Source organism: Bradyrhizobium sp. CCGB12, from assembly GCF_024199845.1.
In the GTDB taxonomy this organism is placed as follows: Bacteria; Pseudomonadota; Alphaproteobacteria; order Rhizobiales; family Xanthobacteraceae; genus Bradyrhizobium.
The window spans coordinates 921,931-941,146 of the sequence record NZ_JANADO010000001.1; the positions used below are offsets into that span (position 1 = coordinate 921,931).

The 19,216-nt window shown below is 62.9% G+C and carries 15 protein-coding genes; 9 read left to right on the forward strand and 6 right to left on the reverse strand.

Going from position 1 to position 19,216, the window contains the following annotated elements; genetic code table 11:
- Nucleotides 1-6: 6 nt before the first annotated feature.
- From NLM27_RS04280 to NLM27_RS04310, 7 genes are all read left to right on the forward strand, one after another.
- Complete coding sequence (locus NLM27_RS04280; protein ID WP_254142159.1) at nt 7-2,394, forward strand: aldehyde dehydrogenase family protein; 2,388 nt, start codon at nt 7-9, stop codon at nt 2,392-2,394.
- Nucleotides 2,395-2,471: 77 nt separating this feature from the next.
- Nucleotides 2,472-2,927: an RbsD/FucU family protein gene (locus NLM27_RS04285; protein ID WP_254142160.1), complete on the forward strand. Its 456-nt coding sequence runs from the start codon at nt 2,472-2,474 to the stop codon at nt 2,925-2,927.
- Between the two features lie 5 nt (nt 2,928-2,932).
- On the forward strand, nt 2,933-3,868 hold the full coding sequence (gene rbsK, locus NLM27_RS04290) for a ribokinase (protein WP_254142161.1): 936 nt from the start codon (nt 2,933-2,935) through the stop codon (nt 3,866-3,868).
- Nucleotides 3,865-4,740, forward strand: a complete 876-nt coding sequence (locus NLM27_RS04295; protein WP_254142162.1) for a carbohydrate ABC transporter permease — start codon at nt 3,865-3,867, stop codon at nt 4,738-4,740. The genes rbsK and NLM27_RS04295 overlap by 4 nt, the downstream gene beginning before the upstream one ends.
- Nucleotides 4,737-5,774 (forward strand): carbohydrate ABC transporter permease, encoded by a 1,038-nt coding sequence (locus NLM27_RS04300; protein WP_254142163.1) that lies wholly within the window; start codon nt 4,737-4,739, stop codon nt 5,772-5,774. Before NLM27_RS04295 ends, NLM27_RS04300 begins: the two co-directional genes overlap by 4 nt.
- 25 nt (nt 5,775-5,799) lie before the next feature.
- Nucleotides 5,800-7,260 carry an extracellular solute-binding protein gene (locus tag NLM27_RS04305; protein WP_254142164.1) on the forward strand — a complete coding sequence of 487 codons (1,461 nt, stop codon included), beginning with the start codon at nt 5,800-5,802 and terminating at the stop codon, nt 7,258-7,260.
- An 81-nt stretch (nt 7,261-7,341) separates the two neighbouring features.
- Complete coding sequence (locus NLM27_RS04310; RefSeq protein WP_254148747.1) at nt 7,342-8,436, forward strand: ABC transporter ATP-binding protein; 1,095 nt, start codon at nt 7,342-7,344, stop codon at nt 8,434-8,436.
- Between the two features lie 173 nt (nt 8,437-8,609).
- On the opposite strand, the gene NLM27_RS04315 is transcribed toward NLM27_RS04310, so the two are convergent.
- The 6 genes from NLM27_RS04315 to NLM27_RS04340 form a co-directional block, all read right to left on the reverse strand.
- Entirely contained in the window at nt 8,610-9,974 is a 1,365-nt protein-coding gene (locus NLM27_RS04315; protein ID WP_254142165.1) for an FGGY-family carbohydrate kinase, read from the reverse strand.
- 137 nt (nt 9,975-10,111) lie between these two features.
- A complete protein-coding gene (locus NLM27_RS04320; protein ID WP_254142166.1) occupies nt 10,112-11,227 on the reverse strand; it encodes a substrate-binding domain-containing protein in 1,116 nt (371 codons plus the stop codon).
- A gap of 49 nt (nt 11,228-11,276) precedes the next feature.
- Nucleotides 11,277-12,260, reverse strand: coding sequence for an ABC transporter permease (locus tag NLM27_RS04325; protein WP_254142167.1), 984 nt, complete (start codon nt 12,258-12,260; stop codon nt 11,277-11,279).
- Complete coding sequence (locus NLM27_RS04330) at nt 12,257-13,252, reverse strand: ABC transporter permease (RefSeq protein WP_254142168.1); 996 nt, start codon at nt 13,250-13,252, stop codon at nt 12,257-12,259. Before NLM27_RS04330 ends, NLM27_RS04325 begins: the two co-directional genes overlap by 4 nt.
- Nucleotides 13,249-14,790, reverse strand: a complete 1,542-nt coding sequence (locus NLM27_RS04335; RefSeq protein WP_254142169.1) for a sugar ABC transporter ATP-binding protein — start codon at nt 14,788-14,790, stop codon at nt 13,249-13,251. The genes NLM27_RS04330 and NLM27_RS04335 overlap by 4 nt, the downstream gene beginning before the upstream one ends.
- 2 nt (nt 14,791-14,792) lie before the next feature.
- Entirely contained in the window at nt 14,793-15,605 is an 813-nt protein-coding gene (locus tag NLM27_RS04340; RefSeq protein WP_254142170.1) for a DeoR/GlpR family DNA-binding transcription regulator, read from the reverse strand.
- Nucleotides 15,606-15,789: 184 nt separating this feature from the next.
- Here NLM27_RS04340 and NLM27_RS04345 point away from each other — a divergent pair, with 184 nt between their 5' ends.
- Entirely contained in the window at nt 15,790-17,886 is a 2,097-nt protein-coding gene (locus tag NLM27_RS04345; RefSeq protein WP_254142171.1) for a bifunctional rhamnulose-1-phosphate aldolase/short-chain dehydrogenase, read from the forward strand.
- The gene (rhaI, locus tag NLM27_RS04350) at nt 17,883-19,181 is read left to right on the forward strand and encodes an L-rhamnose catabolism isomerase (protein ID WP_254142172.1); all 1,299 of its coding nucleotides are present in this window, start codon (nt 17,883-17,885) and stop codon (nt 19,179-19,181) included. Before NLM27_RS04345 ends, rhaI begins: the two co-directional genes overlap by 4 nt.
- Nucleotides 19,182-19,216 lie beyond the last annotated feature (35 nt).

Consider the following 19,216-nt stretch of genomic DNA (forward strand, 5'->3'; position numbering starts at 1 on the left):
CCGGCGATGAGCGTCGCACATTACTACGAGACCATGGAATACGGTCCGGCTCCCGAAGCTGACGGCGAAGCGCGTGCTTGGCTCAAGCGCCATGGTGCGCTGTTCGGGCACTTCATCGGCGGCAAGTTCGTTACGCCTGAGGCCGGCAAGCATCTCACGACGATCGAGCCCGCCACCGGCAAGGCGCTCGCCCAGATTGGCCAGGGCTCGGCGGCCGACGTCGAGGCGGCCGTGAACGCCGCGCGCACTGCGCAGCCGCTCTGGGTGAAGCTCGGCGGTCACGGCCGCGCGCGCCATCTCTACGCATTGACGCGCATGCTGCAGCGTCACGCCCGCCTTTTTGCCGTGCTGGAGGCGATCGACAACGGCAAGCCGATCAGGGAAACCCGTGATCTCGACGTGCCACTGGCGGCGCGCCATTTCCTGCATCACGCCGGCTGGGCCCAATTGCAGGACCGCGAGTTTACCGATCAGGTGCCGATCGGAGTGATCGGGCAGATCATCCCATGGAATTTCCCGCTGCTGATGCTGGCGTGGAAGATCGCCCCCGCGCTCGCGGCCGGCAACACAGTGGTGCTGAAACCCGCGGAGTTCACGTCGCTGACGGCCTTGCTGTTTGCCGAACTTGCAGCGGAGGCGGGCCTACCGCCGGGCGTCTTGAATGTGATTACGGGCGATGGCGCCACGGGCGCGCTGCTTGTCGAGCATCCGGGAGTAGACAAGATCGCCTTCACGGGGTCGACCGAGGTCGGACGACTGATCCGTCAATCGACCGCCGGCTCGGGCAAATCGCTGACGCTGGAGCTCGGCGGCAAATCGCCCTTCATCGTGTTCGACGATGCTGATATTGATGGTGCCGTGGAGGGCGTCGTCGATGCCATCTGGTTCAACCAGGGCCAGGTCTGCTGCGCCGGCTCGCGGCTGCTCCTGCAGGAAGGGATCGCGGAAACCTTCCGCAGACGTTTGATCCGCCGCATGGAAAGTTTACGCGTCGGCATGCCGCTCGACAAGGCGATCGACATGGGGGCCGTGGTAGCTCCTGTGCAACTTGAGCGGATCAAAGCACTGGTCGAGACCGGAGTGAGAGAAGGCGCCGAGAAATATCAGGCTCCTGTCGAAATTCCCGCAGAGGGATGCTTCTACCCGCCGACGCTGCTTTGGAATGTGCATCCATCCTCGACCGTTGCGATCGAAGAGATCTTCGGCCCGGTGCTGGTGGCGATGACGTTCCGCACGCCCGACGAGGCCGTGATGCTCGCCAACAATTCACGCTACGGCTTGGCGGCCAGCGTGTGGAGCGAGACGATTGGACTGGCACTCGATATCGCGCCCAAATTGCTGGCCGGCGTGGTCTGGGTGAACGCGACCAATCTGTTTGACGCCGGCGTCGGCTTTGGCGGCTATCGCGAGTCCGGTTTCGGTCGCGAAGGCGGCCGAGAAGGCATGTACGAATATCTCAAGCCCCGGGCGTGGAACGGGCGAAAGGCACGGGTCACGGCGTCGTCGCCGGCGGCCGTATCGGCCGATGGCGCCGGGTTCGGCGTGCCGCCGATCGATCGGACAGCCAAACTGTTCGTCGGCGGCAAGCAGGTCCGCTCCGACGGCAATTATGCGCGCGCCGTACTGTCGCCCAAGGGCCGGCAACTCGGCGAGGCGGGTGAGGGCAACCGCAAGGACATTCGCAATGCCGTTGCTGCCGCGCGCGCGGCCGAGCCGTGGGCCCGGGCGACGACGCATAATCGTGCCCAAATTCTCTATTATCTTGCCGAGAATCTGTCCGCGCGAGGGGACGAGTTCGCCGGGCGCATCGCCGACATGACGGGTGTGTCAGGCACGAAGGCGCGCGCGGAGGTCGACGCAAGCATCGAGCGGCTGTTCAGTTATGGGGCCTGGGCTGACAAGTTTGAGGGGACCGTTCACACGCCGCCGCTGCGCGGCGTTGCGCTTGCGATGCACGAGCCGATCGGCGTGGTCGGTGTTGCCTGTCCCGATGAGGCACCGCTGCTTGGCTTCGTCAGTCTGGTCGCGCCGTTGATTGCGATGGGCAACAGGGTCGTCGCCGTACCAAGCGAGCGGCATCCGCTCGCTGCAACCGATTTCTACCAGGTGCTGGAGACGTCGGATGTGCCGGCGGGCGTCGTCAATATCGTTACAGGCAGCCGCGACGATCTGGTCAGGGTCCTTGCTGAGCATGACGATGTCGACGCATTCTGGGTGTTCGGCTCGCGGGAGGCTTCGGCATCAGCGGAACGGCTGTCGACAGGCAATCTCAAGCGCACATTCGTCGACCATGGGCTGCTGCTCGATTGGTACGATACGAATGCCTGTGAGGGCCCGATCCTGCTCCGCCACGCCGTGCAGGTGAAGAACATCTGGATTCCCTATGGCGATTAGTGAAGCCACCTGACGGTAACATCAGCGAAGATCCGGACCGGCAGAGTTCGGACGATTTCGAAGAAATGGAGGAGACAATGCTCAAGAGCATCGATCCACTGCTCAATGCCGATGTGCTCTATGCACTGCGCGCCATGGGGCACGGCGATCGTCTGGTCGTTTGCGACACCAATTTTCCCGCTGACTCCATCGCACGCCAGACGGTTCTTGGTCGGCTGCTGCGCATTGACAATGTCAGTGCCGCCAAGGCGGTCGAAGCCATTCTCTCGGTGCTGCCTCTCGATACATTCGTCGACGACGCGGCGATCCGCATGGAGATCGTGGGCCAGCCTCAGGAAGTCCCTGCGGTCCAGCGCGAGGTGCAAGTCGCGATCGATCGCGCGGAGGGACGATCCTGGCCGCTCGTCGGCGTCGAACGCCACGCCTTCTATGAAAAGGCCAAGGCAGCCTATTGCGTGATCGCAACTGGTGAGCGCCGCTTCTATGGCTGCTTCCTGTTCAGCAAGGGCGTCATCGCGCCGGACGGAGAGTGATGACCATGAGCAGGAAGGGCGTCACCATCCTTGGTGTCTTTGTGGTCGATCTGGCCTTCCGCGCCGGCAACATGCCTGCAATCGGCGAAACCATCGCCGGATCGGGATTCGCCATGGGGCCGGGCGGTAAGGGATCGAACCAGGCTGTGGCGGCCGCGCGTGCCGGTGCTGACGTGACCTTCATCTCCCGGATCGGCAGCGATGCTTTCGGCGAGCTTGCGATCAAGACCTGGGAGGCCGAGGGAATCCGGCCGTGCGTTGCCAAGACCGCCGACGCGTCGACCGGCGCAGCGTTTATCTATGTCCATGAGACGCGGGGCGACAACGCGATCATCGTGGTGCCGGGCGCGGCTGCCGGTCTCAGCCCGGCGGATATCGACGCGGCGGCTGATGCCATTCGCGCCAGCCGTGTGTTCGTGACGCAGCTCGAGCAGCCGGTTGATGCCGCGCGGCGCGGGCTCGAGATCGCGCGTGCCGCGGGCAACATCACGGTGTTCAACCCCGCGCCTGCAATCAAGTTTGACGCCAACTTGTTCGCGCTTTGCGACTATGTCGTCCCCAATGAGACCGAAGCCGAAGGGCTGACGGGAATCGCCGTGGGCGATCTTGCCGCCGCCCGCCGTGCCGGTGACGCCCTGCTCGCAAAGGGGGCTGGTACGGCGCTGATCACACTTGGCGAACGCGGAGCGCTCTTCCACGCGCGGGATCGATCTCTCCACGTGCCGCCCTTTGCTGCCGGCAAGGTGGTTGAAACCACCGGTGCTGGTGATGCCTTCGTCGGCGGTTTCGCGGCGGCGCTCGCAGGCGGCGCCGATCCGCTCGACGCCGTGCGCTTCGGTTCGGCGACGGCGGGGATCTCGGTGACGCGAGCCGGGACCGCGCCTTCGATGCCGCAGCGCGCGGAGATCGAATCCTTGCTGAAGGAGCAATCGCCTCCATGATGCGGAACGATCCGATCAAGCATGTCTTCATATGGCCGGCGGTGCTCGTCGTGCTGGCGATCTCGATCTTTCCGCTCATCTATTCGTTCACCACAAGCTTTCTCAGCTATCGTCTGATTCCGCCAATCCCGCCCCGGGTGGTCTGGTTCGGCAACTATCTATCCCTTCTGCAGGAACCCCGATTCTGGAATGCGATCTTTACGACGACGCTGATCGCTTTCATCGCGGTTGGGCTGCAATATACGATCGGATTCGGCGTTGCCCTGGCGCTGAATGCGCGCGTGCCGGGCGAACGGCTGTTTCGCGTCGCCTTGCTGCTGCCGATGCTGCTCGCACCTGTCGCCGTCGCCCTCGTGGCGCGCATGATCTTCAATCCGACCATGGGACCGCTCAACCAGCTTCTGGCCAAGTTCGGCCTGGTCAACCTGCCATTTCTCACGAACGGACATTGGGCGCTTGCCTGCATCATCGCGGTCGAGGTCTGGCAGTGGACCCCGTTCGTTGTCCTGATGATGCTGGCCGGCCTGCAAACCCTGCCGGAGGATGTCTATGAGGCCGCCGAGCTCGAGAATGCGAGCGCATGGCAGCAGTTCTGGGGCATCACCTTTCCGATGTTGCTGCCGATATCGGCCGCGGTGGTCTTCATCCGGCTGATTGAGAGCTACAAGATCATGGACACCGTTTTCGTGATGACCGGTGGCGGACCGGGTGTCGATACCGAGACGCTGACGCTGTTCGCTTATCAGGAGGGCTTCAAGAAGTTCAACCTCGGCTATACTTCGGCACTCAGCTTCCTCTTCCTGATCGCAATCACGATCATCGGCGTGACCTATTTGGCGCTGCTGCGGCCGCATCTGGAGAAGCGCCGATGAGCGGGCGGAGCCTGACCGGACTGTCACCCTGGGGCCGGCGCCTGGTTGCGGCCGGCTGTCTCGTCTGGTGCCTGATCACGGTGTTTCCGCTCTACTGGGTGGTCGTGACTGCGTTCAAGACGCCGCCGGGAGTCGTCGGCGGCCCAACCTATCTGCCGTTCATCGACTTCACGCCGACATTGCAGCCTTTCATCGATCTCGTTCAGGGAATCCGCGGCGAATTCTTCCGGACATTTCTTAACTCGACCATCGTGGGCATATCCGCGGCAGCGATTGCGACGGCGATCGGCGCGATGGCGGCCTATGCACTGGTCCGTTTCGAATTCAAGGTGCGCTTCGGCGCCGGGCTTATCTTCTTCCTGCTCGCACTGGGCGGCTATCTGCTCTTCAACAATACGCTTGGGTTCACCCGCCCGCAGGCGCTGCTGCTGGCGTTTCCCATCGCACTGGTCGCTGCGATCGTCGCCAACCGTCTGTCTCTGCCGGGGCCGATCCTCGGCAATGAGGACATCCTGTTCTGGTTCGTCAGCCAGCGCATGTTCCCGCCGATCGTCACCGCCTTTGCGCTCTATCTCCTCTATAGCGAGATCGGCCGGCTCGGCTTCCAGCTCATCGACAGCTACGTCGGCCTGACGCTGTGCTACGTGGCGTTCTCGTTGCCGATCGTGGTCTGGCTGATGCGCGATTTTTTCGAGGCCGTGCCGATCGAGGTCGAGGAGGCGGCGATGGTCGACAACGTGCCGAGCTGGCGCATCTTCCTCGGCATCGTGGTGCCGATGTCGATGAATGGATTGTTGGCGACCTTCATGATCACGCTGGCCTTTGTCTGGAACGAGTTCCTGTTTGCGCTCTTCCTGACCAATTCCAGATGGCAGACGCTTCCGATTCTGGTGGCGGGACAGAACAGCCAGCGCGGCGACGAATGGTGGGCAACTTCGGCCGCGGCGCTCGTCGCCATCGTTCCAATGATGATCATGGCAGGCCTCCTCAGTCGCATGATGCGATCAGGCCTGCTGCTCGGAGCCATCAAGTAGGAAACGTCCGTAGGGAGGACAAACCATGTTGCGACGAACATTCCTGATGCTTGCCACCTCGATTGCCACGGCCTGTGCCGCGAGTCAGGCGAGCGCTGCTTGCAGTCCGGACTATACCGGCGTTACGCTGACAGTCGCGTCGCAAACTGGACCGTATATCGCATCCGCGCTCAAGCTCGGCGCCGACGAATGGGCGAAGAAGACCTGCGGCAAGGTCAACGTTGTCGAGTTTCCCTGGTCCGAGCTTTATCCGAAGATAGCGACCTCGCTCACGGCATCCGATGCGACGTTCGATCTCGTCAGCTTCGCGCCGGCCTGGCTACCGGACTTTGTTCCCTATCTCAGCGAGATGCCGAACGAGATGCAGTCCGGAAAGGATTGGGACGATATCGAGCCGGCCTATCGCGAACGCCTGATGGTGTGGGAAGGCAAGATCTATTCGCAGTCCATGGACGGCGACGTTCACACCTACACCTACCGCATGGACCTGTTCAGCGATCCCAAGGAGAAGGACGCGTTCAAGGCCAAATATGGCTACGACCTCGCGCCGCCGAAGACCTGGAAACAGTATCTCGACATCGCAGAGTTCTTCCAGCGTCCGGACAAGGGGCTGTGGGGAACGGCGGAAGCTTTCCGTCGCGGCCGCCAGCAGTTCTGGTTCTTCTTCAGCCACGCGGCGGCCTACACCAACAACCCGAACTATCCCGGCGCGATGTTCTTCGATCCGGAGACGATGGACGCCCAGATCAACAATCCGGGTTGGGTCAAGGGATTGGAGGAGTACATCAGGGCGTCGAAGCTCGGTCCTCCCAATGCTCTGAACTTCTCGTTCGGCGAGGTCAACGCGGCCGTCGCCGGCGGCCAGGTGGCGGAGTCGATCGGCTGGGGTGACACCGGCGTGATCGCGGCCGATCCCAAGCAGTCCAAGATATCAGGCAAGGTCGGCTCGGCAATGCTGCCGGGCTCGGATGAGATCTGGAACGCCAAGACCAAGAAGTGGGACAAGTTCCCGACCGTTCAGCCGGGGCCGTTCATGGCGTTCGGCGGCTGGCAGATCGCGGTGCCGAAAGTTGGCAAGAACCAGCAGGCGGCCTGGGACTTCGTCAAGACCTTGACCAGTCCGGACGTGTCCGGACAAGCGGCGATTACCGGCGGCAGCGGCGTCAATCCCTATCGCAAATCGCACACCGCTAATCTGCAACTGTGGAGCAAGATCTTCACGCCAGAGGAAGCCAAGCAATATCTTGGTGCGCAGGCGGACTCCATCAATGCCAAGAACGTCGCGCTCGACATGCGTCTGCCCGGCTATTTCTCGTACACCGAGGTCGTCGAGATCGAGCTTGGCAAGGCGGTTGCGGGTCAGACCACACCGCAGGCCGCACTCGACGCGGTGGCGAAGGAATGGAATCGCCTGACCGACGAATTCGGCCGCGCCAAGCAGCTCGCAGCCTATCGAGCAGCGATGGGGCTGCCCGCGAAGAAATAGCGTCCTATTGAGACTGCCCGGATGACGCGCGCGCGTTATCCGGGCCTTATGGCCGCTGGCCAGAGACGGAAACAGGATTTCATGGCGCACGTCGAGATCGAGAACGTCAGCAAGGAATACGGGCCCTACAAGATCATCGAGGGGCTCGATCTCAAAGTGGCCGACGAGGAGTTTGTCGTGCTTGTCGGGCCGTCCGGTTGCGGCAAGACGACGACGTTGCGGATGATCGCGGGACTCGAAACGGTTACCAGCGGGACGATCCGCATTGGCGACCACGATGTGACACAGTTGCGTCCGGGCCTGCGTAATTGCGCGATGGTGTTTCAGAACTATGCGCTCTACCCGCACATGACGGTCGGCGAGAACATCGGCTATGGCATGAAGGTGCGTGGTGAATCCCGTGCGAGCATCGCGAAGGCCGTCAAGGACGTGGCGCGCGTGCTCGACCTCGAGCAATACCTGGATCGCCGTCCCAAGCAGCTGTCGGGCGGTCAACGTCAGCGGGTGGCGATCGGCCGAGCCATCGTGCGCAGTCCAGATGTCTTCCTGTTCGACGAGCCGCTGTCCAATCTCGACGCCAAGCTCAGGATCGAGATGCGTACCGAAATCAAGGCATTGCACCGCCGGCTCGCCAAGACGATCGTCTATGTGACGCATGATCAGGTCGAGGCCATGACCATGGCCGACCGCGTCGTGGTGATGAACCGCGGCCGGATCGAGCAGGCAGCCGACCCGATCACGATCTATGAGAAGCCGAACAATCTCTTTGTCGCAGGCTTCATCGGTGCGCCCAGCATGAATTTCATCCATGGTGAGATTGTCGCCCGGGACGGTGCACTGGTTTTCATTGAGCCTTCGGGCACGGCGTTGACGTTACCGAAGTCCCGCGAGGCGGCGTATGCGCGAAGCGTCGGCAAGCCGGTGGTGCTGGGCGTGCGACCCGACCATGTGATCTATCAAGGGGCGCCGCAAGGGACCTCCATCCGCATGGTCGTGAAAGACGTAGAGCCGCTGGGACCGCATACGCTCGTGATCGGCACTGTCGGCGCCTTTCCGTTCACCGCGCAGATGCAGGTCGGAGTTGCCGCCGAACCCGATCAGCCCTTTGACGTGGGCCTCGATCTACAGCGAGCACATCTGTTCGATAAGGCGTCAGGAAAGGCGATCGTCGCCTGATTTTTCCGGCGCTCTATCTCGATCACCAGCCAAACGACTACTGCGGAGATCTATGCCGCCGTGTGCGGTCGCGCTTGGAGCTGTCCGCACAAGTTTAGCTGGGCTTGAGAGTTAGGTCGCGAGGAGAGGGGATGCGTGCGACACGAGAGCTGACCGCCCGTTCGGCGTCAGGCTCACTGAGCGATCATGTCGACTGCTGCCGTCCAGGCCTTGCGATAAGAATCAAGGCCGATAATCGAAATCGGATCGACGGGCGCCGGCTCCGCGATCTGGTAAGAGGGGGGCCAATGCGCAAGCATTGCGGCACCGCGGGCCGTGCCTGCGGTGTCTTGCGCCGCAAAGACGCGCTGCGTCGTCCGTAACGCGCCGAGCGTCTGGCAGAAGGGAAGGTTGCCGGCGAAGGTCCCTTCGACGATGAGATCGCCGCGGATCGCTCCCATGCGCGTCAGCATCAAATCGCTCATCAGGGCGCAGTAGAGAGTCGCCAGTGCGGTCCGTTCGCCCGCTGCGACTTTGCCACGGATCACGCCTTCGGTCGTCGCATAAGGTCCGCCTTGGCCCGAGAAGCAGGGTAGAGCAATCGCGCCAGATTCGATGACGCGCTCGATCGCGTCGAGAGCCGGGTTGCCACCGCCGCCCGCGATGACGGCGTATTCGCGTCCGCCCATGAAGCGCCCGCAGGCGGTTGGTCGGCCCAGCGCGTCGACGTTGGCGAGCGTGTCGTCGCGAGGATCGAGCTGATCGAGCGAAAGGCCCACGCACATCAAGATCACCCAAGTGCCGGTCGACAACACGGTGAACGGCGCCTGGCGCGAGACGAGGTAGGGCAGCAGTGAGGCGTTGGAATCGTGAATACCGCAAAAGACCTGCGTTTCAGGCGCGAGGCCGGTTGCGGCCGCAATTTCAGGCCGAATCGGACCCAGCGGATCGAAAGCGCGGCGCAGCGGCGGCAGCAAGTGGTTGACGCCGAGAGCTTTGACGAGGCTGGAGACCTCTCCCTGCCGCGGCGCCCAGAGATCGGTATGGGCGCCGAGTGTTGTGACTTCAGAGACCGCGACGCCGCTCAGGCGCCAGGTCCAATATTGCGGATAGCCGACGAAATGCCTCGCTTTGGCGAAGAGGTCGGAACAGCACCATTTCTGATAGGCGAGCTGCCGACCGAGATTGAGACCGGCCGGCACTTTCGGCGACAGGCTCTCCGAAAAGGGCGGCCGCAGCCTGGCATAATCGGGTTCGATCACCTCCACGCCCGCGAATTCGTAGTCCATGACCGGAGCGGCGAGCGCGTTCTCGCCGATCAAGGCGCCGGCTGCGCCATGCGCGGTCGGAACGATCGCACTGATCTGATGCGTGTGCGCAGCCTCACGAAGCGCATCGAGAAAGAAGTTCCACGCGTTCTCAACGTCTTCGTGCGGATAGGGCGGCCCCGGCCGAATGCAGTTGGGCGCCGACTTTTCCCAGAGAAGCCGGCCGTCATCGAACAAGGCAAGCTTCACGTTGGTTTTGCCGATGTCAAGGACTGCGACCGTCTGGCTCATCGTCAAGCTCAAGGCAGATGGAACATCTCGACAAACAACATCACCATCGTGTCGTGGCCGGCCTGTTACGGCCATGACAGCGGAGGCCCAAACGTGCGCCGCCCGATCGCGTCTCGCGACCGGGCGACGAGTCCAGATCAGAAGTCGAAGTCCTTGATGTTCTGCTTCGTAAAGATGAAGGGTGAGCCAAGCAGGATCTCGCTGCCATTGACCACGTTCAGCTTGCCGAGCTTGCCCGCGTCCACCGAGGTCGCACCGGCCTTCAGGCTGCCGTCGACGACTGCACGCATCACATAGGTCGCGGCATAGCCAAGATCGACCGGATTCCACAGCACGACCGACTTGACGCAGTCTGCGTTGACATACGGCTTCATCGCGTTGGGGGTGGCGAGGCCGACCACCGCCACCTTGCCGCAGAGCTTGGCCTTGGTCACGGCTTCCGCCGAAGCGGGCGTCGCGACTGAGGTCATGCCGAACAGGCCAGCGAGCTTGTCGCCATGTTTGTTGATCAGCGTCGTCGCCTGGTTGAAGGACAGATTGTTGTCCTCCTGCGCCTCGACCGTTTCGAGCCATTTCAGCTTGGGATGACACTTCTGTGCATAGGCCCACATCTCGGCGATCCAGCGTGCCTGGTTCGGCGTCGTGAAGGTCGAGGTGACGATCGCGAAGCTCTTGTCCTCGCCGGCCTCCTTGGCCATCGAGTCGACCATCGCCTTGGCGATGCCGTTGAACTCGGCCTGGTTGACGAACCATTCGCGCGCATCCGGCGTCGCGTTGGCGTCATAGCCGACGACATGGATGCCCTTCGACAGGGCCTTCTTCAGGACCGGCGCGATCGCCACCGGATCGTTGGCGGCGAAGAGAATGCCGTCGACGCCGCTGGTGATGTAATTGTCGATGAACTTGATCTGCTCGTCGATCTTGGCTTCGGTCGGGCCGTCGGTCTTCACCGTGACATTGCCGAGCGCCTTGGCGGCGTCCTGCATGCCTTTCGACGTCGCGTTGAAATAACCGATGCCGATGAGCTTCGGTACGTCGACCAGCGTGATCGGTTTGCCGGCCTTGTCGGCCGCATTGGTTGGCCGGCCGCCGTCATAAGGCTTGGCCGCGGGCGCGGCGTTAGCCTCGCCAGCCGAACAAGCAAGCGGATTGACCGGCAGGTCGTCCGCGCCGTCCCATCTCTTGTCCGCCGCAGAGGCCGCTCCGGCCAGCAGCGTCGCCCCGAGAAATGTAGCAGCCAATGCGAGTTTCATTTTGTTTTCCTCCCATGTTGAGGCCGCTTTTCCGCGGCCGGACACGCCATCAAACGCCCTCGCGTCGCCGCTGGAGCGCACTCGCCACAAGAGTTGAAAGGATGAGGACCGTGCCGATGACCACGATCGTCGCGTCGCCCTTGACACCGGTCAGGGCCAGCCCGTTTTTCAAGAGCTGGATCATTGCCAAGCCGATCACCGTGCCCCAGATCGTGCCGACGCCTCCGAATATGCTGGTGCCGCCGAGCACCACCGCCGCGATCACGTCGAGCTCATAGCCGATCCCCATGTCGGAGCGAGTCGTGGTCACGCGCGAGACGAGAACACAGGCGGACAGGCCGGCCATCAAGCCCGATAGCGTGTAGATGATCAGCTTGACGCGATCGACCGGCAAGCCGGAAAAGCGCGCGGCGGTCTCGTTGTTGCCGATCGCATAGAGGGTTCGGCCGAAAGTGGTGCGGTCAAGAACGATTGCCGAGACCACGATCGCAATCAGCAAGAGCCAGAGCTGCGCCGGCACGCCGAAGAAGTTTTCCTGTCCGATGAAGTAGAACCATTCGGGGTAGCCACGCACCGAACGCGCCTGGCTGATTCCCTCGGCGAGCCCGCGGTAGAGGGCGAGCGTCGCGATCGTCATGATCAGCGGCGGCACCTTCACCCTGGTGATGACGATCCCGTTGAGGAAGCCTGCCGCGGCACCGACGAGCAACGAGAAGCAAATCGCCAGAGGCAAGGGAAAGCCGAGAACCTTCCAGGAATAGCCGAGCAGGATGGCGCAGAGCCCGACGATCGAGCCGACCGAGAGATCGATGCCGCCGGTGATGATGATGAAGGTCATCGGCAGCGCGATCAGCCCGACCTCGGTCGTCAGCCTGCCTTGATTGAGCAGATTGTCGAGCGTAAGGAAGCGATTGTTCATGCTCCCGAGCACGATCAGTGCAATGAGCAGAATCAACGCAAGCATGGTCTCGTGGCGCAGCAGCCACCAGGGTACGACACGCTTGGCGTGGTGGCGGAGAGGGACTTCGCTCATGGCGCCCGTGCTCCGGCCATGCGCCGGCGCCGCAGGATGTCGGCGATCACGGTCACGAGGATGAGCACGCCCTGGACCGCGCGGATCCAGTAGGGCGAGACGTCGATGAAGACCAGCGCGCTGGCGATCTCGGCGATCAGTACGGCGGCAAGCGTCGCGCCGATCACCGTGCCGACACCGCCGAGAATGCTGACGCCTCCGACGACCGCGGCGGTGATGATGGTCAGCTCGAGATTGGGCGGCACGGTCGATTGGATGACGCGGAGCTGCGTCGCGTAGAGCAGGGCAGCCGCCCCGGCGAAGAAACCGTGCAGCACGAAGACCATCACGACTGTGCGCGGCCGGGAAATGCCGCAGAGCCGCGCCGCTTCGGCGTTGCCACCGACCGCGTAGATGGCGCGGCCCGAAGCGGAATAGCGCATCCACAACGCCGCCAGGATCGTCACCAGGATCATGAGAAAAACCGGAAACGGCAGCACACCGAAGAGCTCGATATCGGCGAGATGGAAACTGTCGGGTAGGTCGGTGATCCATTTGCCCCCGGTGACGCTGATCAGTCCGCCCTTGAGGATCGACAGCATGCCGAGCGTAACCACGATCGCCGGAATGCGCAGATAGGCGATGATGGCGCCCTGCAAGGCCATCACGAGGATGCCGGCGACGACCGCGGCTAGCCAGGCAACCACGATCGGCGCGCCGTTCACTGCCAGAGTGCCGCTGATCGTCGCCAAAACGCCGATCAGAGCGCCGACGGAAATATCGATGTTGCCAGAAATGATCACCATCGACATGCCGACCGCGGCGACGGCGATATAGGCGTTGCCGAGCAGCACGTCGGAAAGATTGCGCGCCGCCAGAAAGCGCGGATTGTAAAGGCCAACGGCGATGGCGAGGACGATCACCGCGATCGCGAGCAAGGCCTCCTGCGAGGCAAGCACCTTCAGCCGCCGCCGCGGATCAGCCTCGGCTCCGGCTAAAGTCACCGCCGTCATGCCGCTTTCTCCGCGTTTTCATGACTGCCCATCATGGCTGCGCCAATCGCCTCCTGGGTTGCTTCTTCGCGCGGGAATTCGGCAACGATGCGGCCTTCGCGCATCACGAGCACGCGGTCGCTCATGCCGAGCACCTCTGGCAGCTCGCTCGAAATCATCAGGATGGCGAGCCCCTGGGCTGCAAGCTCGCCCATCAGCCGATGGATCTCCGCCTTGGCGCCCACATCGATGCCGCGCGTCGGCTCGTCGAGGATCAAAAGCTTCGGCCCATTGGCGAGCCATTTGCCGAGCACGATCTTCTGCTGATTGCCGCCGGAGAGCTTGCCCGCGATCTGCTCGAGCGAGCTAGCCTTGACCGCAAAGCGCTTGACGCCGTCGCCGGCGAGCTTGCGTTCGGCGCCGCGATCGATGAAGCCGCCGAATGCGACCTTGCCAAGCGCGGCGAGGCTGAAGTTCTCGCGCACCGTCATCGGTCGCACCAGCCCTTGTGTGCCGCGATCCTCGGGAACATAGGCGACGCTCAAGGACCGTGCCTGTGCCGGCGAGCGAATGTCGACTCTTTGCCCGGCGATCCGGATTTCGCCGCCATCAGCTGGCGTGACGCCGAAAATGGTTTGCGCCAGCTCGCTGCGCCCCGAACCGACGAGGCCGGCAAGGCCGACGATCTCGCCGGCGCGCACCGTGAGCGAGACGCTCCTCGTCAGAGGCCGTCGTTCGAGGTCTTTCACCTCCAGCACCGGCTTTCCGATCGAAACCGTGATCTTCGGGAACAGGCTTTCGATCCTGCGGCCGACCATCAATTGCACAAGCTCGGCCGTGTCCGTGTCGGCGACGTGCTTGGTCGCGACACGCGCGCCGTCGCGCAGCACGGTGACCCGATCGGCGATCGCGAAAATCTCGTCGAGCCGGTGGCTGATATAGATCACAGCGACGCCACGGGCTTTCAGCTTGCGCACGATATCAAAGAGCCGCGTCACGTCGTATTCGGTCAGTGCTGCGGTCGGCTCGTCCATGATCAGGATGCGAGCGTCCTGTGACAGCGCGCGCAGGATTTCGACGCGTTGGCGATTGCCGACGCTGAGTGAGCCGACGATGCGATCGGCCTGCAGGTCGTGAATTTCGAGCGAGGCCAGCAGCGCATTCGTCCTCTCCCGCATCGCCCGCCAGTCGAGCCGTCCGAAGCTGGCACGCGGTGCATGTCCCATGAAGACGTTTTCGGCGACGGTGAGCTCCGGAAACAGCAGTAGCTCTTGATAGATCGTGGCGATGCCTGCGCGCCTTGCATCGTCCGGCCGCGCGAGGTCGACCGGCTTGCCGTCCACGAGCACCTCGCCGCGATCGGGCTGGAATACGCCGGAAACGATCTTGATCAGCGTTGACTTGCCGGCGCCGTTCTCGCCGAGCAAGGCGTGGACTTCGCCCTTGGCAGCGTCGAACGAGACTCCGGACAGCGCCCGCACGCCCGGAAAGGATTTTTCGACCGCGTGCACCGATAGAAGCGGCGTTGTGGGAGTTTCACTGAGCGCGTCCGTTGTCATGGTCACGCCGCCGCATTGGTTTGGGAGTCTGCATCGACGACCACGACGCGAACACCGTGCCCGCGCAGCATGTCGAGTGCGTCGCTTGGCGCGCCGGCGTCGGTGATCAGCGTATCGATGCGCGATAGCGGGCAGACGACAAGGCTACCGCGCGAGACAAACTTCGAGGAGTCGGCGAGCACGATCAGCTTGTCGGCCCGCTTCAGCAGTTTCGATTCGGCGCGGGCGAGCAGGGGATCGCCCTCGATCACGCCGAGCGGTGCGATCGAGATCGCACTCATGAACATCCGCGTCGCCGAATAGTGCTGGATCGCATCCTCCTCAAAGGGCGAGACGATCATGCCCTGCTCACGATAGACCTCGCCCCCCGGCAAGGCGACGCGACATTTCGATGTGTGGATCAGCGCTTCGGCGAGCAGATAGGAATTGGTCAACACCTTCAGACGGCGCTCGCGCAGATATTCGCCCATCTGGTAGGTGGTCGAGCCGCCATTGATGATGATCGTCTCGCCATCGGCGCAGAGTGCGACCGCCGCTTTCGCAATGGCGCGCTTGGCGTCGATATTGAGCGCCTGGCTGATGTCGAAAGAGCGGGTGGCAAGAGAGAGGACGGCGCCCGGCACGTTGGCGGTGTCCGGCAGAGCTTCGAGGCCGCCGTGCACCCTGATCGCGACACCTTGTTCGGCGAGCCTGGCGAAATCGCGCCGTATCGAGGCTTCGGAGACACCGGTCGCGCGACAGGCGTCAGCGATGCGCACCAGCGACCGCTCGCGCAAGAGTGCCTTGATGACCTGCCAGCGTTCTCGCTCGTGCACGTCCCATCCTCTCTTTGCCGTTGACTAATTCATGCCCTCGACCAGCGGTCAACAGCAAACCGTCACAACCGATCAATCTCGCGCTGCATCAATCATATTGCGTCGCAGTTCTGAATGTCGGTGATTGACCTTGATTGAATGCGTGACCTAAGCTGCCCAGAGATCAAGCACAGGGAGATGCCTAATGAGCGAGGTAGCGGCCACGCCCCTGTCCAACCTTTGGGACGACGAACTCGCCGCCGGGTTCGATGAAGCAGGTCAATTGCTTTATCGCTCGAACCTGCTCGGAGCCGATCTGCGCATCACCAATTTCGGCGGCGGCAACACCTCGGCCAAGGTCCAGGTGAAGGATCCGCTGACGCGCGAGAACGTATCCGTGCTCTGGGTCAAAGGATCGGGCGGCGACCTCGGCTCGATGAAGCGCGACGGCTTTTCGACGCTGTACCTCGACAAGCTGGAGAGCCTGAAAGGCCTTTATCGCGGCCTCGCCCATGAGGACGAGATGGTCGCCTTGTTCAATCACTGCACCTTCGATCTCAATCCGCGCGCGACGTCGATCGATACGCCCCTCCACGCCTTCGTGCCGCACCGGCATGTCGATCACGTCCATGCGGACGCGGTCATCGCCATCGCGGCCTCCGCCGACGCCGAGCGTCTGACTCGCGAGGTTTTTGGCGGCAAGCTTGGCTTCCTGCCGTGGCAGCGGCCTGGCTTCGATCTCGGCCTGAAACTCGGCGACATGGCCGCGCGGCATCCCGACTATGTCGGCGTGGTCCTGGGCGGGCACGGGCTCTTCACCTGGGCAGAGACGTCGAAAGCTTGTTACGAGATGACCTTGCGCGTGATTCAGCAGGCCGCCGATTGGCTTGCGACGCATGAGCAGAAACCGGCCTTCGGCAGCGCCAAGGTCCCGACGGCCTTGCCGGAAAAACGTCGCGCGATCGCGGCCCGGCTGATGCCGCTGATCCGCGGCAAGATCTCTGCTGACGAGCGCAAGATCGGCCATTTCACCGATGCTCTGGAGGTGCTGGAGTTCGTCAACTCCAGCGCGCTGACGAAGCTGGCGCCGCTCGGCACCTCCTGTCCGGATCACTTTCTTCGTACTAAGATCCGCCCATTGTTGCTGCCCTATGATCCCATGCGCGACAATCTCGACGAGGTGATCGCCGGCATCGACGACGTTCTCGCCGCTTACCGGCGTGACTACGCCGCTTATTACGAGCGCTGCAAACATCCGGACTCGCCGGCCATGCGCGATCCCAACGCGGTCGTGTATCTCGCGCCGGGAATCGGCATGTTCACGTTTGCAAAGGACAAGGCGACGGCGCGCGTCGCCGCCGAGTTCTACGTCAACGCCATCAACGTCATGCGCGGCGCCTCGGGCGTCAGTTCTTATGTCGGCCTTGCCGAGCAAGAGGCCTTCAATATCGAATATTGGCTGCTCGAAGAGGCCAAGCTGCAGCGCATGCCCAAGCCGAAATCGCTCGCCGGGCGGATCGCCTATGTGACCGGCGGCGCCGGCGGCATCGGCGGGGCGACCGCGCAGCGGCTGCTCGGTGAAGGCGCCTGCCTCGTCATTGCCGATATCGACGAGAAGACGCTCAGCGAGCGCGTTGCGGCGATCACGAAACGCCATGGCCGTGACGCGGCGATCGGTGTGAAGCTCGATGTGACCGACGAGGCGGCGGTGGTTGCCTCGTTCGAAGAAGCCGCGCGCGCCTTTGGCGGTGTCGACATCGTCGTCTCGAATGCCGGGATCGCCTCGGCTTCGCCGGTCGAGGACACGAGTCTTGGGCTCTGGCAGAAGAACATGGACATTCTCGCCACGGGCTATTTCCTCGTCTCGCGCGAGGCATTCCGGCTGATGCAGCGCCAGAGCATCGGCGGCGCCATCATCTTCGTCGCCTCGAAAAACGGCCTTGCCGCTTCGGCTGGCGCTTCGGCCTATTGCGCAGCCAAGGCGTCGGAGATCCATCTCGCCCGCTGCCTGGCGCTGGAAGGCGCAGCACATGGCATCCGCGTCAACACGGTCAATCCCGATGCGGTGCTGCGCGGCTCGAAGATCTGGGAGGGCGAGTGGCGTCAGCAACGTGCGGCGTCCAACAAGGTCACCGAAGACCAGCTCGAGGAAGTCTACCGACAGCGCTCGATGCTCAAACTGTCAGTTTTCCCTGAGGATATTGCCGAGGGTGTCTATTTCTTCGCGTCCGACCTTTCGGCCAAATCGACCGGCAACATCCTCAATGTCGACGCCGGCAATGCCCAGGCCTTTACGCGATGAGCACACCGTTCTCGATCAGCGCGGATTTCATTGCCGGCCACAACGCGCGACTCGAAGACGCGACCGCCGAAGATTATGAGGCGCTAAAGCGTACGTTGGCGCGGCACGGGATCGACGCGGAGGCCCTGGTGCAGAAGGTCGTGGCCTTCGGCGTCGCCATTCCGACCTGGGGTGTCGGCACAGGGGGGACGCGATTTGCCTGCTTTCCGGAGCCGGGTGAGCCGCGCAATGTCTTCGAGAAGATCGACGATTGCGCCGTGATCCAGCGATTGGCACGGGCCACTCCGACCATCTCGCCGCATATTCCGTGGGACAAGGTCGACGACTATGCGGCCTTGCGCGAGCAGGCCGCGATGCACGGCCTTGCTTTCGACGCGGTCAACTCCAACACGTTCCAGGATCAGCCGGGGCAGGAGCTTTCGTACAAATTCGGCTCGCTGTCGCATAGCGATGCGCGTGTGCGCGCTCAGGCGGTCGCACACAATATCGAATGCATCGATATCGGGCGGAAGCTCGGTTCGAAGGCGTTGACCGTCTGGATCGCCGACGGCTCGAACTTTGCCGGCCAATCGAATCTGACCAAGGCGCTCGACCGCTATATCGACGCGATGCGCGAGATCGTCGCGGCACTGCCCGCCGACTGGCGGGTGTTCCTCGAGCACAAGCTCTACGAGCCGGCGTTCTATTCGACCGTGATCTCGGATTGGGGCACGAGTTTCGCTGTCGCGCAGGAGCTCGGCCCCAAGGCGTATTGTCTCGTCGATCTCGGCCATCATGCGCCGAACGTGAACATCGAGCAGATCGTCGCCCGGCTCGTGCGCTTCGGGAAGCTCGCGGGCTTCCATTTCAATGATTCAAAATATGGCGACGACGATCTCGATAGCGGCTCGGTCGAGCCATTCCGGTTGTTTCTCGTCTTCAACGAGTTGATCGACGCCGCGCGTCGCAAGGCGGAAGACTTCGCGCCAGCTTATATGATCGACCAGTCGCATAACGTGACGGACCCGATCGAGAGCCTGATGCAATCGGCGATCGAGTTGCAGCGCGCCTATGCGCAGGCACTGGTGGTTGATCGCAGGGCGCTCGAAGCGGCGCAAGAGGCCAATGATGCGCTCGGCGCGCATCTCGAATTAAAGCGTGCCTTCACGACCGACGTCTCGCCGCTTCTGGCCGTCGCCCGTATGCGGGCCGGCGGGGCGATCGCACCAATCGCGGCCTATCGCGCGTCCAGCTATCGGGCGCAAAAGGCGAGGGAACGCCCCAACGTCGGGGGGACTTCGGCAGGCATCGTCTAGGAAAGGTGATCCCTTGTTTCGGCGGACTTCATCAT